The sequence below is a fragment of the Georgenia sp. Z1491 genome, assembly GCF_057652395.1.
This window is the reverse complement of the sequence record NZ_CM172729.1, coordinates 3,388,895-3,408,442: the sequence shown is the minus strand read 5'-3', so window position 1 is coordinate 3,408,442 and position 19,548 is coordinate 3,388,895. Positions and strand designations below refer to the sequence as shown.

The window sequence follows — 19,548 nt, the reverse complement described above, 5'->3', positions numbered from 1 at the left end:
GGGCGATGAGGAGAGGGAGGGCGGGGCGCCCTCCCTCTCCTGACGTGGAGTGAGTGGCCGGGGGTCAGAACGCCGAGGGGGCGGCGCTGTAGCCCGCCTTGGCCACGGCAGCGACGAGGTCGTCGACCGAGGCCCGGGCCAGGTCGTGGTCAATCTCGATACGGGCGGAGGCGAAATGCACGGTGACGTTCTCGACGCCGTCGAGCCGGCCGACCTGCTTCTCGATCTTGGCCACGCACGAGGGGCAGGAGAAGCCCTCGGCCCGGAGGATCGTGCGGGTGGTGGCGGCGGTGGTGGTCATGTCGATCTCACCTGTCCTTTCGTCGTGGATTGCGGTGTCTTCGCAATCTAGGAAGGTGGCGCGGAGATCTCCTTGACGCAGGTCAAGTCCGGGCGAGGTGAGGGGCGCCGGGTAGATTCCGGGTATGTCCGAGCCTGATCTGTGCGTGGTCCGGGTCCCGATCTTCCAGGGGCTGACGCGCGCCGAGCAGGAGACGGTGGCGGAGGTCGTCCGACCCCTGCGGGTGGCCAGGGGCGAGACCGTGCACCTGCCCGGGCAGCCCGTGACCCGGGTGCTCGTGGTGCACAGCGGGCGGCTCAAGGTCAGTCAGACCTCGGCCAACGGGCACGAGCAGGTGCTGCGGACCGCCGGCGCGGGTGAGGTGGTGGGGGAGCGGGCCTTCCTCACCGGGCAGCGGTCCGAGGACCTCGTCGTCGCGATCGAGGACAGCCAGATGTGCGCGCTGGACCACGACGACCTCTCGGCGCTGCTCGGGCGCTACCCCGACATCACCCAACGGATCCTGCGCACGCTGTCCGATCGGCTGCACTCGACCGAACGGCTGCTGGCCGCGGTCACCTCCAGCGACGTCGGCGCTCGCGTGGCGGCCTACCTGCTCGACCTGCCCGTGAGCGTGCGCGACTCGGTGGTGGCGGTGCGGCTCCCGATGGCCAAGCAGGACATCGCGGGCTACCTGGGCACGACGCCGGAGACCCTGAGCCGGCGCCTGGCGGCGCTGTCCGACCGCGGGATCATTCGCCTGCAGGGGCGGCGGGACGTGGAGCTGCTGGACATCGACGCGCTCGAGGAGGTCGCGGAGCCGGGGTGAGGGTGAGCCGGTGGTGGATCACTCGGGTGTGGTGGTGCGCCGTCGTGCGGGGTCGGGGCCAGGTAAGGCTTGCCTGACCGGTGGGTTGACGACAGACTGTCAGCACACTTGATCGTGACGTGCCGTCAGCAACCCAGGAGCCCCCATGGCCACCACCACCCAGCCGCTGTCCGAGGTCCTGCGGGACGCCACCCGGCCGCAGCACGAGCACGCCGAGACGCGCTCCTTCGTCAGCGACCTCATGGGCGGGCGCCTGGGCCGTGCGGCGTATGTCGACCTGGCCCGTCAGCACCACGCGATCTACACCGCGCTCGAGGGTGCGGGTGACCGGCTGGTCGGTGGTGGGACAGGTGGTGACCCGGTGGCGGCGGCCTTCGTGCTGCCTGAGCTGCGGCGGGTGCCGAGCCTGGAGGCGGACCTCGCCACCCTCGCCGGCCCGACCTGGCGCAAGGAGCTCCCCGTGCTGGCGGCGACCGAGACCTACGTGGCGCGGCTGGAGGGCATCGCGGACGCGGCCACCTACCTGGCGCACGCCTACACCCGCTATCTCGGCGACCTCTCCGGCGGCCAGGCCATCGCGCGGATGCTCCAGCGCCACTACGGCATGACCGCTGACGATCTGACCTTCTACACCTTCACCGGGATCGAGAAGGTCAAGCCGTTCAAGGACCGCTACCGGGCACTGATCGACGACGCCGCGTTCGCGTCCGAGCAGCGCGATCGGGTGGTCGAGGAGGCCAAGGTGGCCTTCGACCTCAACGCCGCGGTGTTCGTCGCACTGGGCGAGAGGCACGTGGCCGCGGCGGAGGGCGGGCGCGAGACGGCGTCGTCGGGGGCGGCCTGAGTCGCATCCCTTACCTCGCGCGTCGGGACTCAGACCGTCTCTCCCGCTTCGAGAGGATGGGTTGTGTCACGAGGGGATGCCCTCTGCCCATCCTTTCGTGACAGAACCCATCCTTTCGATGAAGTGGTGGGGCTGCGGAGGAGGTGGATGGGGCTGAGCGGGGTACGTGGCCGGTCGGACAGTGGGCGCGTGGTCAAGCAGGTCGGTGGTGCGGGGCCGAGGCCCAGCCGAGGACGAGGCCCGCGGCCAGCGTGACGGGCGGGAACTCGTAGAGGTGGTCGATCATCGAGTGCACCGCCAGCGCGGTCCAGGCCGTGGTGGCCACGAGCGCCGCGCGACCTCCGCGTTGCGCCCCGACGGCCAGGCCTGCCGCGAGCAGCCCTGCCAGCAGCAGGACGCCGACCAGGCCGAGCTCGGCGGCGACCTGCAGGACCGAGGAGTGCACCTCGGACAGGTCGGCGCGCGTGGCGGCGATCGGTGAGGACGCGGCGAAGGAGCCCGGGCCCGAGCCGGTCAGCGGACGCTGCGACCACAGCTCGAGGGCGTCGACCCACAGGGCGTGCCGGGCACCGCTGAGGCTGCCGGAGGTCGACAGCCACGTGGGCCAGGTCGACAGGCCGCCGAGCCAGGTGACGACGGCGGCCGCCACCGCGATGACGGCACCACCGGCGATGACCAGGGTGCGCGGGGCGGTCAGACGGCGTCGGGACGGCAGGTCGCGGCGGACGAGCGCGAGGGTGAGGACGAGCGCGAGAACGACGACGAGCACGCCGGCAGCCTGGGCGCGACCCGCGAGGAGCACGCCGAGCACGACGGCGACGAGCGTCGGGACGGGCAGCGTGAGGTGGGTGACGCGGGTCGGTGCGAGGGTGTCTGGTTCGTGCCGCTCGTTGCTCAGCGCGAGCAGACCGGCCAGGGCGACGAGCTGGAGGCCGAACGCCGCCTGGGCGTTGGCGTAGAACGGGACGAGCAGGGCCAGGCCGGCGACGAGCGCGACGGCGGCGCTCAGGTGCGTGGTGGTGACCCCTCGTCGGGGAGCTGGTGCGTCGGTGGTGTCGTCGTCGGGGGAGCGACTGGGGTCGACGTGCGTGGAACGTGAGGCGAGCACCCGCCCCGCCGCGACGCCGGCGAGGATGACGACCGGCGCGATGAGGAAGGGCAGGGCGTCGGCGGACGGGCCGCCGTGGGCGAGCGAAGCGATCGCCGTGTATCCGAGCCACAGCGCGACCGCGAGCACCAGCAGGAGGTCGGCGCGCGAGTCCAGGCCGAGGTGGGACAGGCCACGACGGGCGGAGCGCTCGGCGGCGGCGAGGCGGGAGCGGGCGGTGGACTGGGAGGTCGCGCCGGTGCGCCGCTCGGCAGAGGACAGGTCTGCGCGGGAGCTGTCACCGGTGCGCGGCTCGCTCGGTGCGGAGTCCTCGGACCGGGGGAGTCCATGAGGCGCGTGTGGGGGCACGTAGGACGACGCTAGCGAAGTCGGGCAACGCGGGGGTGACGGGAGATCGTCCGTGAACGCGCGGTCGAGATCGCTCGACGTCTGTGGCCGCCACCCGCGGAGCCGGTGTATCTGGCGCCAGGGGCCGCATCCGCACACCTTGGTTCTGCCACACTCACCAGGATGCGCGCGAGGGCATGGATGGTGGGCGCAGCGGTCGTCGGCGTCGTCGGTGCCGGGCTGTTCCGGCCCGTGCGCTTCCCGCGGCCGGGCGGCCCGTTCGGGGTCGGCACGACGAGCCGGCACTGGGTGGATCGCACCAGGACCGAGATCCTCTCGTCCGAACCGGGCGAGGTCCGCGAGCTCGTCGCCCAGGTCTGGTACCCGACGACGGCGAGCCGCGGGGAGCGAAGCATCTACCTGGCCGATGCGCCCGACGTGTTCGCCTCACTCCTCCAGGCGCTGGGGGAGGTGACCGGTGGCCGCACATCGCCACCGTTCTTCCTCTTTCGCAAGCTCGCGCGATCGCGGACGAACGCGATCATCATTGCGCGCGTCGTGCGCGGGATCGAGCTCCCTGTGATCGTTACCGCCCACACGATCCTTGCCGAGGCGCTCGCGTCGCACGGCTACGTCGTCGTCGGGGTCGATCAGCCCTTTGTCTCCGCACGCACCCGGCTGGCCGACGGCCGTGTGGTGAGGATGAGGCGGCGCGGGCATCTCTACGACGGGCTCGGCGAGGACGAGGTCATCGCGCACCTGGCGGTCGACGTCAGCGTCGTGCTCGACGAGATCGCCCGGGACCCGGTGCTTGCCCGGACGAGCAGCACGGGATCGGCCGGCGTCGTCGGGGTCTCCCTGGGCGGCACCGTCGCGGCGGCGGCAGCGCGGACGGACCCGCGGATCGCGGCCTGCCTGATGATGGACGCGGCGATGCCGGCGTCGGTCGCTGCCGACGGGATCCCGTGCGCTGCGCTGTGGCTGACCCGGCCCGCTGAGGATATGCGCCGTGAGCGTCGACGGGCGGGTGGTTGGCCGGAAGAGGTCATCGAGAAGACCCTGGGGTCGATGAGAGCGGCGCTCGCACGTCAATCGCCGGGCACCGGGCGGCTCGTCAGCATCCCCGGCATGTTCCACATCGACTTCACCGACGCGCCCCACTGGTTCCCCTGGGCCCGCTGGGTCGGGCTGTCAGGTCCCATCGGCGCTCGGTGTGCGCACCGGATCATCAACCGGAGCGCCGAGTGCTTCTTCACGCGTGCACAGATCGGTGGTGGCTAGGCGCGTCCCCGGGTGATCATCGCAGTTCCTTCGTCGAGAGCATGGGTCGTGTCTCGAGAGCATGGGCGCTAGCCATGGCCTCGACGCACCACCCATGGTCTCGGCGCGATGAGTACGAGAGGCCAGGTGGGCGGGGGAGCGGGGCGCCCCGCTCCTGTCACCCGGGCCCCTCCGCCACCCACACTGACGCGCTCACGCCCGCCCGCGCGGCCCCGTCCACTGCTCGGCCAGCGGCACCTCGAGCCGCCGCGTCGGTGACACGGGGGCCTCACCGCCGAGCAGGGGCAGGAGCTGGTCCATCGCCGCCGCACCCAGGGCCTCGCCGTCGACGTCCACCGCCGTCGCGCCGGGGACCCCGACCACCTCGACGGCACCGTCCGGCGCCGTGCCCTGCCCGAACCGCGCCTGACCACGGGCGATGAGCTCGAACAGCACGCCCAGCCCCAGGTCAGAGGCATAGGGGATCGACACGCTCGCACCCGATTCCGCGACCGCCCCGGCCAGCGCGGATCCGGCGGCGAACGTCGCGGGGGAGGGGCCGAGCACCTCGACCTCCACGCCAACGGCCCGGGCAGCGGCGGCCACCGCCTTCGTGCGCTGGACGTTCTGCCACGACAGCTCGGGCCCGTTGAGGAAGGCGATCCGCCGGTGCCCGCCCGCCGCGAGCCGCCGCACCAGGGCCGCGAAGGCCGCCGCCGTGTCCGCCGCCACCGACGGGATCCCGTCGATCTCCCGGTCCACCAGCACGCTCGGCTTGAGCGCGCACGCCCGCCGCACGAGGTCGTCCGCGCCGCGCGGCGCCACGACGATCATGCCGTCGACCTGCGCGGCCAGCTGCTCGAAGCGGGCGCGTTCGTCCTCGTCCTCCATCGGGTGCACCGCCACCGTCAGGTGCAGGTCGGCGGCCTCGGCCCGCGCGTGCGCACCGGCGATGATCGGCGTGAAGAAGGCGTTGTGCAGGGTCGGGACCAGCAGGGGCACGATCCCGGTCCGCCCGCGCGCGAGCAGCTGCGCCCCGCGGTTGGGCACGAAGCGGAGCTCGGCGGCCGCCGCCTGCACCCGCTCGACGGTCGCCGGTGCCACGAGGTCGGGCCGGTTGAGCGCCCGTGACGCCGTCGCCTTCGACACCCGTGCACGGGCCGCGACATCGTTGAGCGTGGCCACCGGCGCCCCTTTCTGTCCTCCGGTCATTCTTGCCTCCCGACGGCGAGCGGAAGCCTCTCGGCGTCGACAGGGACCGGATCGGTCTGTACTCTCCCACCGTAACCGGTTGTGGAACCGGTTGTGGTCAATCCGGTCGGACGGTCAGCACGCACGCCCGAACATCGACCGCACCACGGCACCACACCGGGACCGGCACCGCCGACGCACCGCACGAGGGAGGGACCACCGATGCGCCACACGCGTGCCTCGACCGCCCTCCTGCTCCTGCCGGGCCTGGCCGTCCTGCTCGTCGGCTTCCTCGTCCCGGCCGTCGCGATGCTGCTCGCGCCGCCGGACGTCACCACCGGCGAGGTCCTGGCCCGGCTCGGGCAGATGCTCACCGACCCCTACGACCTCGCGATCATCGGTCGCACCCTCGGGCTCGGCCTCATCACGACGATCCTGTGCATCCTGCTCGGCTTCCCGATCGCCTACCTGCTCGCCCGGTCGACCTCCCGCTGGGCCGGCGTGCTGCTCGCGCTGGCGATCTTCCCGCTCCTGCTCAGCTCCGTGGTCCGCACCTTCGGCTGGCTCGTGGTCCTCGGCTCGCAGGGCGCGATCCCGCAGCTCCTGCTCCGCCTCGGCCTCGTCGACGAGGCGCCCCAGCTTCTCTACACGCCGCTGGCGATCGTCCTCGGCCTCACCCAGCTGTTCCTGCCGCTCGCCGTCGTCGCCTCCTACTCCGCGGTCGCGCAGGTCGACCCAGGGCTCGACGACGCTGCCCGCGGCCTGGGCGCCGGCAGGATCCGCACGTTCTGGACCGTGGTGCTGCCGCTGTCCCTGCCGGGCGTCGTCGTCGCCTCGGTCCTCGTGTTCGCCGGCTCGATCACCGCCTACACCACCCCCTACCTCCTGGGCGGCTCGCGCGAGCGCGTCCTCGCCACGCAGCTCTACACCTACGCCAGCACGACGATCGACTGGGCCGCCGCCAGCGCCACCGCCCTCATCATGACGATCCTCGTGTTCGCGATCTCGGGCATCTCGGCCGTCATCGGCCGCAGGGGAGCGACCTCATGAACACCCGACGCCCCGTCGCCGCGGCCCTCGCGGTCCTCGGCTACATCGTGATGATCGTGCCGATCCTGTTCGTCGTCGTCACGGCGTTCAGCTCCGGCAGCACGCTCCGGTTCCCGCCCGAGGGCTGGTCGCTGCGCTGGTTCGAGGAGGCGGTGACGTACGCGCCGTTCATGACCTCGCTCGTGTCCAGCCTCCAGCTCGCGCTGCTCGCCACCCTCATCGCGCTCGCCCTGGGCGTGCCGGTCACGCTCGCCATCCACCGCGGCCGCCTGCCCGGCAAGGGCCTGGTGGAGGGCCTGTTCCTCTCCCCGCTCATCGTCCCGGAGCTGGTGGTCGGCCTCGCGCTCTACCAGCAGCTGATGATCGGCCTCGGGCTCGGCAACTTCGAGACCCTCCTGTTCGGCCACACGGTGCTGATGTTCCCCTACGCCGTGCGCGTGACGGGCGCGTCGCTGGCCCTCATCGACCCGGCCGCCGAGGAGGCCGCCCGCGGGCTCGGCGCGGGGCCCGTGCGCACCTTCTTCACCGTCACGCTGCCGCTCCTGCGGCCGGGCATCATCTCGGCCGCCCTGCTCAGCTTCATCGCCTCGTTCAACAACGTGCCGCTGTCCCTGCTGCTGCAGAGCCGCGACTTCCGCACCCTGCCCGTCGTCATGCTCGATTACGTCCAGCAGAACTACACGCCCATCATCGCCGCGATCTCCGTGCTCATCCTTGCCGGCACCGTGCTGATCGCCATCATCACCGAGCGCACCCTCGGGTTCGCCAAGGTGTTCGGAGGGATCAACGGATGACCGCCGCACAGCTCATCGGCGTGAGCCAGGTCTTCGGCGACTTCACCGCCGTCGACGCCATCGACCTCACCATCCCCGAGGGGAGACTGACGACCCTGCTCGGCCCGAGCGGCTGCGGCAAGACCACCAGCCTGCGCATGCTCGCCGGCTACCTCGCGCCCACCTCGGGGACGATCCTCATCGGCGGGAAGGACGCGACGCGTACGCCGCCCGAGAAGCGCAACCTCGGCATGGTGTTCCAGTCCTACGCGCTCTTCCCGCACATGACGGTGGCCGACAACGTGGCCTACGGCCTCAAGGTCCGCCGCGTGGGGAAGGCCGAGCGGGCCCGCCGCGTGGCGGAGTCCCTCGAGCTCGTCGGTCTCGCGCACCTGGCCGGGCAGAAGCCCAAGAAGCTCTCCGGCGGCCAGCAGCAGCGCGTGGCGCTCGCTCGCGCCATCACCATCGGCCCCGAGCTGCTCCTGCTCGACGAGCCGCTGTCCAACCTCGACGCCCGCCTGCGCATCCAGATGCGCGCCGAGATCCGGCGGATCCAGGCCGAGACCGGCCTCACCGTGGTGCTCGTGACGCACGACCAGGACGAGGCCCTGGAGATGAGCGACGAGATGGTCCTCATGAAGGACGGCCGGATCCAGCAGCAGGGCGCGCCCCAGGAGGTCTTCCCGGCGCCCGCCAACCGGTTCGTCGCCGAGTTCCTCGGCTACGAAAACTTCCTCCACGCCCCCGACGGCGAACTTCTCACCGTCCGACCCGAGCACCTCCAGCTGGTCACCGAGTCGGCCGGGTCGGCCGGCGCGCCGACCGGGCTCGAGCTGTCCGGCACCGTCCTCGACGTGGCCTACCGCGGCGTCGACGTCCTCGTCACGGTGGCGGCGACCGACCCGGCCGGGGAACGCGTCGAGGTCACCGCCGACCTGCGCGCCTCGACGGCACCGCAGTTCGCCACGGGCGATCCCGTGCGCGTGCTCGTGCCCGAGCACCACGTGGTCCCGATCGCGGCCGAGGCCGCCTGACACCTCTCGCCCGCCCGACGCCGCACGACACCCACCCCCTGCCCGACGCCGAAAGACCCGAGCCACCCGCCCGTTCCCGTGGCACCCGAAAGGACCCCTGACATGCGGACCCTCCCAGCGCGCCGACTCCTCGGAGCCGCGACCGTCACCACCCTTGCCGCGGCCGGGCTCACCGCCTGCGGAGGCGGCGACGAGGCGGCCGACGAGAACAGCATCGTCGTCAGCACGTTCCCGTTCAATGTCGAGCCGTTCACCGAGGCGGTGATCGACCCGTTCACCGAGGCCACCGGCATCGAGGTGGAGATCGACACCGGGTCCAACGCCGACCGCCTCTCCCAGCTCCAGCTCGACCAGGGCGACTCCGGCATCGACGTCATGCTCATCTCCGACACCTACGCCGCCATCGCGCAGGAGGACGAGCTCTTCCAGGAGGTCTCGGCGGACGACGTCCCGAACCTCGAGGCGATCGCGCCGTTCGCCGTCGAGGAGGGGTTCACCGGCCCGGCCTACAGCTACCAGCTCAACGGGATCATGTACGACACCGACGCCCTGAGCGCCGACGAGGCCGCACAGTGGGAGATCTTCGCCGACGAGGCCAACAGTGGCCGGCTCGTCCTGCCGGACATCGCGGTCACGGCCGGGCAGCTCACGGTCTCCGGCGTCGGGGAGGTGTACGGCACGGGCCCCTACGACGTCGACACCGCCTTCACGACGATGGCCGAATGGACGCCGAACATCCTCCAGTACTACGGCTCGAGCACCGAGATGACGAACCTGCTCACGCAGGGGGAGATCGTCGCCGGGGCCGCCCTCAACGGGTTCGCCACCGACCTCGTCGCCGCCGGTGAGCCCGTGGCCTGGACGCCGCCCGCCGAGGGCCGCTACATGGCCACCAACCGGGCGATGATCCCCACCGGCGCGCCCAACCTCGACGGCGCTCACCAGTTCATCGACTACCTGCTCTCCGCCGAGGCCCAGCAGGCGTCCGCGGAGCTCGTGGGGGACCTGCCGGTCAACCTCGACGTCGAGCTGCCGGAGGAGCTGACCGCCGTGGTCGGCGACATCGGCGACGACCCCGAGGCCGCCGGCTACGCGACGCTCGACCCGGCCGAGATCACGCCCAACCGGGGCGAGTGGGTCGAGCGGTTCGCGCGCGAGGTGGTCGGTGGCTGACGTGACCGACGCTCACGACTTCCTGCGCAGGCTGCCGAAGGTCGATCTGCACTGCCACCTGCTCGGGACGATCCGGCCGTCGACCTTCGCGGATCTTGCCCGGCGCGAAGGGTTGGACCTCCCGGACTCGCCGGAGCGGATCTTCGCCGACATCAACTCCCGTCCGCCGGACCCCTCGCTGTACCTGAACACGCGGATCCGCATGCCGCAGGGGCCGAGCGAGGACGAGCCGGAGACCTCGTACTCGCTGTTCCAGGCCTCCGACTGGGTGCGGCAGGCGCTGCGCGAGCCGGACGACCTCACCCGGATCGTCTACGAGGCGCTCGAGGACGCGCACACCCTCAGCGGGACCCGGCACGTCGAGTTCTCCATCGACATGCCGCCCCCGCAGATCGAGGCCCTCGGCCACGGGCCGATGGTCGAGGCCTACGCCGAGGGGATCCGCCTGGCCGAGCGTGACCTGGGGATCACCGCCCGGATGCTCGCCGCGATCGACCGCTCCGGCACCGGCGAGGAGGCGCTGGAGTGGATCCGTACCGTCGTCGACCACCCGCACGAGTACCTCGTGGGCATCGGGCTGGACAACCTCGAGAACTCCGGGCCGCCGGAGCGGTTCGAGGCGGCCTACCGGCTCGCCGGTGAGGCCGGGCTGCGGCGCACCGCCCACACCTCCGAGCACGTGCCGTCGGCGCGCAACGCCGTGACCTGCCTGGACGTGCTGGGCTGCGAGCGGCTCGACCACGGCTACTTTGTGCTCGAGGACGACGACGTGGTGGCGCGCATGCGCGACGAGCAGATCGGGTTCACGGTGGTCTCCACGACCTCGCGTCGGTCGTGGCGTCCGTGGCGGCGGGCGTCGATCCGGGCGATGATCGACGCCGGTCTCAACGTCTACCCGGCGTCGGACGACCCCGGGATGTTCCCGACGACGCTGCTGGACGAGTACCGGATCCTGCACGAGCAGGTCGGGGTGGGGCTCGAGCAGCTGGCCGACATGGCGCTCGCCGGCATCGAGGCCAGCTGGCTGCCCGAGGAGCAGAAGGACCTGCTGCGCACGGAGTGGCGGGCGACGGTGTCACCGTCGTCATCTCACGACGAGTGAGCAGTTTTCTGCCTGGCGAGTGAGCAGGATTCTGTCACTGCCAGCGTCGCGGTGGTGCTGCTGACCTGCGCCTACCGCCCCGCGCGTGACTCCCCGTGGACGACCTCCCGTGGCGTGGCGGGCGTGCGCAACCTCTACGTCGTCACCCACCCCGAGGCCACGCATCACGTCGACCGCCTGGTCGGCGGCTGGTACGACTCCGAGCTGACGGAACGCGGCCTGGCGGCCTCGCGGGCGCTCGCGACCAGGGTTCGCGGGCTCGTCCCCGAGGGCGCGACGGCGGAGGTCATCAGCTCCGACCTGCGCCGCACCGCGCAGACGGCGCAGGTCATCGGTGCGGCTCTCGGCGTCGAGCCGGTCCTCACGGCCGACCTGCGCGAGCGCTCCTACGGGGAGGGCGAGGGGCGCCCGCAGGCATGGCTCGACGAGCGGTACGTGCCCGCGCCGGCGATGGGCGACCGGATGACCCACGACCACGGGGTGGCCGGCGCCGAGCGCACGATCGACGTCGCCGGCCGCGTCTACCGGGCGATGGACCAGGTCACCGCCCGCGACTGCGAGCACCAGGTAATCGTCACCCACGGCGCGGCGCTCACCTACGTGATCGCCGCGTGGATCAAGATGCCGCTCGACGCCGCCGGGCACGTCGCGTTCCGGGCGACCAGCGGGGGACTCACCCACCTGCGCGAGCACCCCCGTTTCCGCAGCCGTGAGGTGGTCACGCTCAGCAGCGTCTGAGGTGGCCTGCGCCGGACTCGCGCGCTCCGGTTCTCAGCTCCCGACCGGCGCGGCCGGGATGCCGCCGTGGCCACCGACCACCTTCATCGTGAACACTGGTCCGAACCAGCGTTGCCGCGAGCTGTCGGTCGCGAGGTCCACCAGGCTCAGGGCGGCGGCGACGCCGTTGGCGATCAGGCGGCGGCCGGGTGAGCGGGGAGCGAGGCGCTCCAGCGCGACGGTGCTCGCGACGGCGGTCGAGCAGCGCAGTCCCGCACGCCTCCAGGATCCTTCGCCCAGCAGCGGCAGCGCGAACGGCTGGACGTGGACCAGGGCGAAGGTGAGGCGCGAGCGCATGGCCTTCATCGAGTAGCGCTCGCGGGTGGCCGGGAGCTGGAACGCGACGAGCCCACCGACGAGGTCGAAGGCGACGGCGCCGACGAGCGAGCCGCGCAGCCAGCCCGATCGTCGTGCGGTCCGAACGCCGACGGCGAGGGCCGAGGCGGTCGCCACGCCCAGTACTGCGGCCGACTCGCCGCGGCCCAGCGGGCCCACCAACGACGTCCACGCCGAGGCGGGGCGCGTCGTGTCGGCGGGGCGGGTCGAAGCGCGTCGTGCGGGCGAGAACATGGCTGCCTCTCAGGTCGGGATGTCGTGGTCGGCTGTGCGGTGGGAGCGGCTGAGCCGTGCGGCCGTCGCGGACCGGATGCTCAGCGGTGCGGAGCGCGAGGTGCTCCGCCTCGGTCGATTCGGCACGTCGTCGACCCCTGCTCACGAGGCCGTCGACGAGGAGCCCCAGGACGATGCCGAGCGTGACTGCGACGGCGGCGTCGAGCAAGCGATATTCGTCGGACCGGTGGCCGGCGAAGGTCCCGATGCCGAGGCGCACGCCCGTCCTCCGGCGACCAGCCGGTTACACGTTCTTCGAGACGATGGGTGGTGTCTCGAGACGATGGACCCGGGGCATGTTCTCGAGACACCACCCATGCTCCCGACGCGAGCAGCGGGCAGGGGAGTGGGCCAGGCGGTCAGTCGCGGGTCAGCAACTGGTCGATCTCCTCGGCCGTCGGCGACGTCGCCGGGCCGCGGCGGGTGACCGCGATGCCGGCCGCGACGTTGGCCCGCCGCACCGCCTCCGCGAGCGGCACGCCGGCGGCGAGGTCCGCGCACAGCACGCCGGTGTGGGCGTCACCGGCACCGTTGGTGTCCACCGCCTCGACGTCGATGCCCGGCACGTGTACCGCAGCCTCGCCCGGCCGGGCGACCCAGCAGCCGCCCGCCCCGACGCGCACGAGTACCACCGCCTCGAGCTCCCGGCTCAGGGCGGCGGCGAGCTCGTCCGCACCGACGCTCGCCACGTCAGTGCCCGCCGCACCGGCGCCCGCAGCGTCCTCGGGCACATCCGCAGGATTCCGCTCTCCCGCGCCGTCCCGCTCACGGAGCACCCGCCCCGCGAGGATGCCGGCCTCGCGCTCGTTGACCGACCACAGCGTCGCCGCGCCGCGCGCCGCCGCCAGCGCCTCGCCCGCCACCTCACCGATGACCGGCGAGGCGTCGACGACGACCTGCGCCGCCTCCGCCATTCTCGGCAGCGCCCGGGCAAGCATCGCGGCGTTGTCGGGGTGCAGGAGCGAGTAGCCGCTGACGTAGACGACGTCGCCCGGCCCCACCGGTACGCCGTCGAGTGCGTCCACCGCGACGTGTCCCTCCGCGCCGAGGGTGGAGACGAAGGTGCGCTCGGCGTCGTCGTCGACCATCGCCACGCAGAACCCTGAGTCCACCGACGGGTGCGCGTCCAGGAGCAGCTCGACCCCCTCGCCTGCGAGTGCGCGTCGCACCTGATCGCCGAACGGGCCGGTGCCGTGACCGCCGGCGTAGAGCACGTCGGCGCCCTCGCGGCGGGCGGCGGCCATGACGTTGAAGCCGCCGCCGACGAGCATCGCGTGCTCCCGCGCGAACACGTCCTCGCCCGGGCGCGGCACGGCGCCGACCTGCATGACGACGTCGACGATCGCCTGCCCCGTGTGGATCACCCGGGCCGGACGGCCGGGCACCTCGGCTGCACCCCCGACGCGGGCCGTCATCGCGCGGCCACGGACGGGTCGCGGCGGCCGGCGCGGGCACCGCCGAGCGCGGCGTAGAGCCCGGCCGAGATGACGAACGTGGCGACCCACGCGAGACCGTTGGAGCCAATCCAGGTCTCGGCGAGCGCACCGGTGAACCACACCTCGTCGGAGCTGACCCGCGCGGTTGTGAAGAGGAAACCGACGACGATCGCCACCGCCCACGCGAGCGTCGAGCGCCACTCGAACCCTGCGCGATACCAGTAGCCCGAGGCGCGGGTGAGGTCCATGAGGGAGTCGGAGTGATAGGTGCGGCGCCCGATCATGTCGACGACGAACACGCCCACCCACGCCGTGATCGGCACCGCGAGCAGCGAGATGAACGTGATGAACGGGCCGTAGAAGCTCTCCGAGACGAGCATGAAGTAGATGGCGCCGATCGTGGTGACGACGACGTCGAGGATGACGGCGTTGACCCGCTTGATCCGGATGCCCAGGGTGAGCGTGGTGAGGCCCGCCGAGTAGACGGACAGGTGGTTCGACAGCAGCAGGCCGCCGAACGCGGTGACGAGGTAGGGGATCGCCACCCAGGCCGGCAGGACCGAGCGGACCGCCGCCACCGGGTCGCCGGCGCTCGCGAGCCCGGAGTCGCCGGCGCCGAGGATCGCGCCGAGACCGATGATGATGACCAGCGGTATGCCGGCCCCGGCGGACGCCGAGGCGATGAGCGACCCGGCCCGCACGCGGGGCGACTGGTAGCGGGCCATGTCCGCGCCGGCATTCGCCCAGCCGATGCCGGTGCCGGCCGCGATCGTGCCGACGCCGATGATCACGGCGGAGGCCGGCCCCGCCGGGGCCGACAGGACGAGGTCCCAGTCCACGGTGGTCACCAGGTAGGCGGCGACGAAGATGTTGAGCGCCCCGAAGATCCACGTGGCCCACTTCTGCACGGCGACGAGGAAGGCGTGGCCCATGCCGGACACCGCGACGGTGCAGACGACGAAGATCGCGATGCAGACCAGGGCGAGGACCGGGCTCTCCTTGGCGTCCGGGTTCGTGCCGAGCACCAGGGTGGACAGCGAGAGCAGCGCGAACGCACCGGTCGTGGTGTTGACGGTCTCCCAGCCGAGCCGCGAGGCCAGCGAGACGATCGTCGGGCCGATGTTGCCGCGCACGCCGAAGATCGCCCGGGACAGGGTGAGGCTCGGTGCGCCGCCGCGGCGGCCCGCGATCGAGATGACGCCGACGATCGCGAAAGAGCCGAACGCGCCGAGCACGGCGGCGATCAGGGCCTGCCAGATGTTCATGCCCAGCGCCACGAGCGTGACGCCGAGCGGGATGCCGAGGATCGACAGGTTGGCGGCGAACCACACCCAGAACAGGTCGAGCGGGTTGCCCTGCTGCTCCTCGACCGGCACCGGCTCGATGCCGCGCTGCTCGTACTTCGACAGGATCACGTCCTGGGCCTGCTCGGCCGCGGTCGGTGAGGCGTCGTGGTTCGGGGACATCGTGCACCCTTCGTTGGATGGTCCGGGGAAGGACGGGTGGGCGCCGGTACGCGCCGGCGGATCGTCGGTTCCGGGTTGTTCGGGTAGTTCGGAGTCGTTCGGGTTGGTCGGGCGGTGCCCGGTGCGTCAGGCGGGGTCCGGTGCCGCGGGGGCGTGCGACCGGCGCAGTGCGAGCAGCTCGTCCGTGACGCCGGCGAGGTCGAGGTCGGAGACGGACGAGACGGTGGCGACGTCGTCGGCGGGGAAGCCGGCGGGCCCGTGGGTGGCGCCGAGGATCGCGCCGGCCATCGCCGCCACGGTGTCCGTGTCGCCGCCGATGGTGGCGGCGAGGCAGAGGCCGCCGTAGGGGTCGTCGCGGAACCGGTTCGCGATGACCAGAGCGCTGACGACCGACTCCTGGGACTGCACCGACGTGCCGACCACGCCCACGAGGAAGTCCGCCAGGTCGGCGGTGCTCATGGCGTGGGTGGCACGCAGCGCCCACCCGGCGCGGTCGGGGATCGAGGCGCCCGCGACCCAGTGGCCCATCGCCTCCGCGCGGCGGGCCAGGTCGAGGCCGTAGATCAGCGCGTCGTCCGGTGCGGCGCCGTCGACCGCGGCGGAGACCGCCCCCGCGACGGCGGCCGCTCCGGACAGGCCGAGCCCCGTGTTGTGCGTGACGAAGCTGAGGTCGTGGACGGCGCGGAGCAGGGCGTCGGGGTCCGCGGACGGCACCGCCACGGCCACCGGTGTCACCCGCATCGCCGCGCCGTTCGTCGTCCCGCCGGAGCCGGTCTCGGACGGGTCTCCGCCGTCGGCGATCGTCGTGATGGCCGCGGAGGTGGAGGGGCCGAGGAGGTCGAGCGAGCCCTTCGCGCGCATCCGTCCCTCCCAGGCCATGAGCGCGTCGGCGAAGGCTCGGGCCGCCACCTGGCCGTCACCGTCGACGAGCAGCCGGGCGACGAGGAGGGCCTGCTCGGTGTCGTCCGTGACCGAGCCCGCCGGCATGCCCGGGGCGATCGGCTGGTCGGCCGGGCCGTCGACGAGGCCGGTGATCGGCCCCAGCTCGCGGGCGATCCGCTCGCGGGACATCGACTGCGTGGGCATGCCGAGCGCGTCGCCGAGCGCGAGGCCGGTGAGGGCGCCGAGAGCGCGGTCGTGCAGGGTGGTCATGCGGGGGTGTCTCCGAACGTGAGGTGGAGGCTGAAGTGCGCCGGGTCGAGGAAGGACTCGACGTGCTCGACGACGCTGCCGTCGGCCGAGTAGGACAGCCGCGTCGTGCGCAGCACGACGGTGCCGGGGGCGTGCTCGAGGTGCGCGGCGACGTCGCCGGACGTGGGCACGACCCGCGCGTCCTGCGTGCCGTGGTGCGCGACGAGGCCCGCGCTGCGGAGCGTGGCCGTGAGGGAGTCGTCGACGAGGCCGGTGGTCGGGAGGTCGCGCAGCGGGCCGGTGGCGGGCACGACGGCGCGCTCGTAGGAGATCGGGCGGCCGTCCAGGAGGCGTCGTCGGGCAAGGACGACGACGTCGCGGCCGGCGAGCTCGGGCGGCACGGCGTGTGCCGGGGCGGCTGTCGGGTGCGCGGGGCCGGGTGGGGGCGTGGCGCTGGCCGCGGGGACGAGCGTGATGCCGAGGATCTCGGTGGTGACGGCGGCGCCCGCGTCTGTCAGGGCGCGCGCCCAGCCGACGTCCGGATCCAGCGGGCTGCCGTCGAAGGTGACGAACGAGCCGAGCCCCGCGCGGGTGGCGATGAGGTCGCGGCGCTGCAGCTCGGCCAGGGCGCCGCGGACGGTGCCGCGCGAGACGCCGAACTCCGCGGCGATTCCTGACTCGCTGTCGAGGCGCTCGCCGGCACGCAGCGCGCCGGCGCTGATGCGCGCGGACAGGGCGGCGACGATGCGCTCGCGCTGCGTCATCGCAGCCGGGGGACCGGACATGCTGCACATGTTCATACCTGTTCACTTCGCCTGTCAAGGCCGTGCCGCGACCGAACGCTCACCGCCCCTTCCGCGGCTCCGCCGCCAGCAGCCACGCCAGGTACGCCCCGCCGAGCACCACCGTCACGGTGCCCACGGGTACCGGCTGCGCGAGCGTGTGCTGCGCCAGCAGGTCGGCGCCGAGCAGCACGAACGCCCCGGTCAGCGCGGAGTGCACGAGCGGGATGCCCGGGCTGCGGGCCAGCCGACGCGCGATCTGCGGCGCGGACAGGGCCACGAACGCGATCGGCCCGGTCGTCGCGGTGACGAGCGCGGTGAGCAGCACGCCCACCCCGAGCACGAGCAGCCGCGTCCGCTCGACGTGCACGCCGTGGGAGGCGGCCACGTCGTCGCCGAGCTCGAGCTGCCGCATCGGCCGCACGGACAGCAGGAGCAGCGGCAGCGCGGCGAGCACGACCGAGACGGCCGGCACGACGTCTGACCAGCTCGCCAGGCTCAGCGACCCCGACCCCCAGATCGCCGCCGTCATCGCCTGCTCGGTCTCGGCGCGCAGGAGGATCCACGAGTTGACGGCGTGCAGCGCGGCCGTCACGGCGATCCCCACGATGATGAGCCGGAACCCCTGCACGCCGCCGCGCCACGCGAGCAGGTACACGAGCACCCCCGTGCCGAGCCCGCCGAGGAGCGCCCCGCCCGTGGCCCCGACGAGTCCGCCGCCCACCGCGACCGTCGCCACGAGTACGCCCGTGTACGCGCCGGTGGAGAAACCGATGATGTCCGGCGAGCCGAGCGGGTTGCGCGTGAGCGTCTGGAACAGCGCGCCGGCCACGGCCAGTGCGGCCCCGAACACCAGCGCCGCCGACACCCGCGGCAGCCGCCACTCGAGCACCACGGTCGACGCGAACCCTTCCTGCCCCGTCGCCGCGCGCAGCACCTCCACCGGCGTCAGGGGGAGGTCACCCACGCCGAGCGCCACCACGGTGAGCGCGAGGAGGGCCGCTGCGAGCGCGAACCCCACCACGACCGGACGACGACGACGCCTCCGCGTCACCCGCCCTCCGCCCGGTGCGAGCTGGGTGGTCGCGACGCCACCGGGGCGGGCCGCTGCGCCGCCGTCGTTCGTCGTCGGGTCTGCGCTCACAGGGACAGCGCCTTTCGCCGTCGGGCGAGGGCGACGAGGACCGGCGCGCCGACGAGCGCGCTGACCAGTCCCACCGGCATCTCGCCCGGCCACACGACGAGGCGGGCGAGGATGTCCGCGCCGATCATGAGGACCGGGCCGAGCACGAGGGACAGCGCGAGCACCCAGCGCTGGTCGGCCCCCGCGAACCGCCGCGCGGCGTGCGGGACCATGAGGCCGATGAAGGCGATGGGTCCGGCGATCGCCGTCGCGCCGCCCGCGAGGACCGTGATCGCGAGGACGCTGAGCGCCCTCGTCCGAGCGAGGGACACGCCGAGGGAGGCGGCGACGTCGTCGCCCATCGCCACCCCGTTGAGCGCCTTGCCGAGCAGGAGCGCGAGGACGAGACCCGGGAGCAGGAGGGGAGCCACCGAGCCGACGACGTCGAGCCCCCGCCCCGACAGGATGCCCGCCTCCCAGACCTGGAGGGCGTTGAACGTGCGCGGGTCGGACAGGCGCAGCGCGCCGAGGATCCCGGAGAGCACCGCGCTGAGCGCCACGCCCGCGAGGACGAGCCGCACCGGGTCGACGCGCCCGCCGCCCGTGCGGCTGATGAGCGTGACCGCGACCGTCGCGAGCAGCGCGCCCAGCAGCGCGAACCACACGTAGGAGCTGGGGTCGGACAGGCCGAGCAGCGAGATCCCCATCGCGACCGCGAAGCTCGACCCCGCCGACACCCCCAGCAGGCCGGGCTCCGCCAGCGGGTTGCGGGTGAGCGCCTGCATGAGCGCTCCGGCCACGGCGAGAGCGGCCCCGACGGCGGCGGCCGCGAGCGTGCGCGGGAGCCGCAGGCCGGTGACGGCGTGCTGGTCTGCCGCCGAGACGTCGCCGCCCGTGAGGGCCGCGAGCACCGTGGGCAGCGGGACGTGGCTGCTGCCGACGACGATGCTCAGCACGCCGAGCACGAGCAGCAGCGCGAGCGCGACGAGGAGCGCCACCACCCGGACCCGCGTGGCCGACCCGCCGGGGCGGGGGGCGACGTCGCCGGGGACGAGGGGCGCGACGGCGTCGGCCGGACGGGTGTAGGAGGCCTCGGGAACCGGGGGCGTCCCGTCGGGGGCGGGACGGGTGGAGCCATCGGCGGTCGGACGGGTGGCGCCACCGGTGGGCGTGACGGCGTCGCGCCGTGACGAGTGTCCCATCGTGACCGTGCCCCATCCTTTGTGCCTTAGGTGAGCCTCACCTTAGTGTGG

Annotated in this window: 19 protein-coding genes; 9 read left to right on the top strand and 10 right to left on the bottom strand. The window is 73.0% G+C overall.

The annotated features are described in order from the left end of the window. Window positions 1-64: 64 nt before the first annotated feature. The gene (locus AC24HA_RS15725; RefSeq protein WP_425707659.1) at window positions 65-301 is read right to left on the bottom strand and encodes a heavy-metal-associated domain-containing protein; all 237 of its coding nucleotides are present in this window, start codon (window positions 299-301) and stop codon (window positions 65-67) included. 124 nt (window positions 302-425) lie between these two features. On the opposite strand from AC24HA_RS15725, the gene AC24HA_RS15720 reads away from it, so the two are divergent. Together AC24HA_RS15720 and AC24HA_RS15715 are read left to right on the top strand one after the other, a co-directional pair. Further along, entirely contained in the window at window positions 426-1,109 is a 684-nt protein-coding gene (locus tag AC24HA_RS15720; RefSeq protein WP_425707660.1) for a Crp/Fnr family transcriptional regulator, read from the top strand. A gap of 145 nt (window positions 1,110-1,254) precedes the next feature. Beyond that, a complete protein-coding gene (locus AC24HA_RS15715; protein ID WP_425707661.1) occupies window positions 1,255-1,953 on the top strand; it encodes a biliverdin-producing heme oxygenase in 699 nt (232 codons plus the stop codon). 193 nt (window positions 1,954-2,146) lie between these two features. On the opposite strand, the gene AC24HA_RS15710 is transcribed toward AC24HA_RS15715, so the two are convergent. After that, window positions 2,147-3,409 carry an O-antigen ligase family protein gene (locus tag AC24HA_RS15710; protein ID WP_425707662.1) on the bottom strand — a complete coding sequence of 421 codons (1,263 nt, stop codon included), beginning with the start codon at window positions 3,407-3,409 and terminating at the stop codon, window positions 2,147-2,149. Window positions 3,410-3,571: 162 nt separating this feature from the next. Between AC24HA_RS15710 and AC24HA_RS15705 the strand changes: the two genes are divergently transcribed. Beyond that, complete coding sequence (locus AC24HA_RS15705) at window positions 3,572-4,669, top strand: alpha/beta hydrolase (RefSeq protein ID WP_425707663.1); 1,098 nt, start codon at window positions 3,572-3,574, stop codon at window positions 4,667-4,669. Between the two features lie 192 nt (window positions 4,670-4,861). Here AC24HA_RS15705 and AC24HA_RS15700 read toward each other — a convergent pair whose 3' ends face one another. Next, window positions 4,862-5,833 (bottom strand): LacI family DNA-binding transcriptional regulator, encoded by a 972-nt coding sequence (locus AC24HA_RS15700; RefSeq protein ID WP_425707664.1) that lies wholly within the window; start codon window positions 5,831-5,833, stop codon window positions 4,862-4,864. A gap of 228 nt (window positions 5,834-6,061) precedes the next feature. Between AC24HA_RS15700 and AC24HA_RS15695 the strand changes: the two genes are divergently transcribed. From AC24HA_RS15695 to AC24HA_RS15670, 6 genes are all read left to right on the top strand, one after another. Continuing rightward, on the top strand, window positions 6,062-6,889 hold the full coding sequence (locus AC24HA_RS15695; protein WP_425707665.1) for an ABC transporter permease: 828 nt from the start codon (window positions 6,062-6,064) through the stop codon (window positions 6,887-6,889). After that, window positions 6,886-7,683 (top strand): ABC transporter permease, encoded by a 798-nt coding sequence (locus AC24HA_RS15690; RefSeq protein ID WP_425707666.1) that lies wholly within the window; start codon window positions 6,886-6,888, stop codon window positions 7,681-7,683. The genes AC24HA_RS15695 and AC24HA_RS15690 overlap by 4 nt, the downstream gene beginning before the upstream one ends. Next, a complete protein-coding gene (locus AC24HA_RS15685; protein ID WP_425707667.1) occupies window positions 7,680-8,696 on the top strand; it encodes an ABC transporter ATP-binding protein in 1,017 nt (338 codons plus the stop codon). Before AC24HA_RS15690 ends, AC24HA_RS15685 begins: the two co-directional genes overlap by 4 nt. Before the next feature lie 102 nt (window positions 8,697-8,798). Then, the gene (locus AC24HA_RS15680) at window positions 8,799-9,869 is read left to right on the top strand and encodes an ABC transporter substrate-binding protein (RefSeq protein ID WP_425707668.1); all 1,071 of its coding nucleotides are present in this window, start codon (window positions 8,799-8,801) and stop codon (window positions 9,867-9,869) included. Continuing rightward, on the top strand, window positions 9,862-10,971 hold the full coding sequence (locus AC24HA_RS15675) for an adenosine deaminase family protein (RefSeq protein WP_425707669.1): 1,110 nt from the start codon (window positions 9,862-9,864) through the stop codon (window positions 10,969-10,971). The genes AC24HA_RS15680 and AC24HA_RS15675 overlap by 8 nt, the downstream gene beginning before the upstream one ends. Before the next feature lie 123 nt (window positions 10,972-11,094). Next, window positions 11,095-11,709, top strand: a complete 615-nt coding sequence (locus tag AC24HA_RS15670) for a histidine phosphatase family protein (protein ID WP_487563647.1) — start codon at window positions 11,095-11,097, stop codon at window positions 11,707-11,709. A 33-nt stretch (window positions 11,710-11,742) separates the two neighbouring features. Here AC24HA_RS15670 and AC24HA_RS15665 read toward each other — a convergent pair whose 3' ends face one another. From AC24HA_RS15665 to AC24HA_RS15635, 7 genes are all read right to left on the bottom strand, one after another. Beyond that, window positions 11,743-12,243 carry a hypothetical protein gene (locus AC24HA_RS15665; protein WP_487563532.1) on the bottom strand — a complete coding sequence of 167 codons (501 nt, stop codon included), beginning with the start codon at window positions 12,241-12,243 and terminating at the stop codon, window positions 11,743-11,745. A 473-nt stretch (window positions 12,244-12,716) separates the two neighbouring features. Beyond that, on the bottom strand, window positions 12,717-13,772 hold the full coding sequence (locus AC24HA_RS15660; RefSeq protein WP_425707672.1) for a PfkB family carbohydrate kinase: 1,056 nt from the start codon (window positions 13,770-13,772) through the stop codon (window positions 12,717-12,719). Beyond that, the gene (locus AC24HA_RS15655; protein WP_425707673.1) at window positions 13,769-15,259 is read right to left on the bottom strand and encodes a purine-cytosine permease family protein; all 1,491 of its coding nucleotides are present in this window, start codon (window positions 15,257-15,259) and stop codon (window positions 13,769-13,771) included. Before AC24HA_RS15655 ends, AC24HA_RS15660 begins: the two co-directional genes overlap by 4 nt. Before the next feature lie 126 nt (window positions 15,260-15,385). Then, entirely contained in the window at window positions 15,386-16,411 is a 1,026-nt protein-coding gene (locus AC24HA_RS15650; RefSeq protein ID WP_425707674.1) for an ADP-ribosylglycohydrolase family protein, read from the bottom strand. Next, a complete protein-coding gene (locus AC24HA_RS15645) occupies window positions 16,408-17,175 on the bottom strand; it encodes a GntR family transcriptional regulator (RefSeq protein ID WP_425707675.1) in 768 nt (255 codons plus the stop codon). Before AC24HA_RS15645 ends, AC24HA_RS15650 begins: the two co-directional genes overlap by 4 nt. A gap of 58 nt (window positions 17,176-17,233) precedes the next feature. Beyond that, window positions 17,234-18,316 carry a FecCD family ABC transporter permease gene (locus AC24HA_RS15640; RefSeq protein ID WP_425707676.1) on the bottom strand — a complete coding sequence of 361 codons (1,083 nt, stop codon included), beginning with the start codon at window positions 18,314-18,316 and terminating at the stop codon, window positions 17,234-17,236. After that, window positions 18,313-19,497, bottom strand: coding sequence for a FecCD family ABC transporter permease (locus tag AC24HA_RS15635; protein ID WP_425707677.1), 1,185 nt, complete (start codon window positions 19,495-19,497; stop codon window positions 18,313-18,315). The genes AC24HA_RS15640 and AC24HA_RS15635 overlap by 4 nt, the downstream gene beginning before the upstream one ends. Between the last annotated feature and the right edge of the window lie 51 nt (window positions 19,498-19,548).

Bases quoted from the DNA above. Each gene is read 5' to 3' on its own strand.
- AC24HA_RS15705 (WP_425707663.1), top strand. From the start codon at position 3,572: ATGCGCGCGAGGGCATGGATGGTGGGCGCAGCGGTCGTCGGCGTCGTC.
- AC24HA_RS15645 (WP_425707675.1), bottom strand. From the start codon at position 17,175: ATGTCCGGTCCCCCGGCTGCGATGACGCAGCGCGAGCGCATCGTCGCC.
- AC24HA_RS15695 (WP_425707665.1), top strand. From the start codon at position 6,062: ATGCGCCACACGCGTGCCTCGACCGCCCTCCTGCTCCTGCCGGGCCTG.
- AC24HA_RS15650 (WP_425707674.1), bottom strand. From the start codon at position 16,411: ATGACCACCCTGCACGACCGCGCTCTCGGCGCCCTCACCGGCCTCGCG.
- AC24HA_RS15690 (WP_425707666.1), top strand. From the start codon at position 6,886: ATGAACACCCGACGCCCCGTCGCCGCGGCCCTCGCGGTCCTCGGCTAC.
- AC24HA_RS15660 (WP_425707672.1), bottom strand. From the start codon at position 13,772: ATGACGGCCCGCGTCGGGGGTGCAGCCGAGGTGCCCGGCCGTCCGGCC.
- AC24HA_RS15725 (WP_425707659.1), bottom strand. From the start codon at position 301: ATGACCACCACCGCCGCCACCACCCGCACGATCCTCCGGGCCGAGGGC.
- AC24HA_RS15635 (WP_425707677.1), bottom strand. From the start codon at position 19,497: ATGGGACACTCGTCACGGCGCGACGCCGTCACGCCCACCGGTGGCGCC.
- AC24HA_RS15655 (WP_425707673.1), bottom strand. From the start codon at position 15,259: ATGTCCCCGAACCACGACGCCTCACCGACCGCGGCCGAGCAGGCCCAG.
- AC24HA_RS15680 (WP_425707668.1), top strand. From the start codon at position 8,799: ATGCGGACCCTCCCAGCGCGCCGACTCCTCGGAGCCGCGACCGTCACC.
- AC24HA_RS15720 (WP_425707660.1), top strand. From the start codon at position 426: ATGTCCGAGCCTGATCTGTGCGTGGTCCGGGTCCCGATCTTCCAGGGG.
- AC24HA_RS15715 (WP_425707661.1), top strand. From the start codon at position 1,255: ATGGCCACCACCACCCAGCCGCTGTCCGAGGTCCTGCGGGACGCCACC.
- AC24HA_RS15685 (WP_425707667.1), top strand. From the start codon at position 7,680: ATGACCGCCGCACAGCTCATCGGCGTGAGCCAGGTCTTCGGCGACTTC.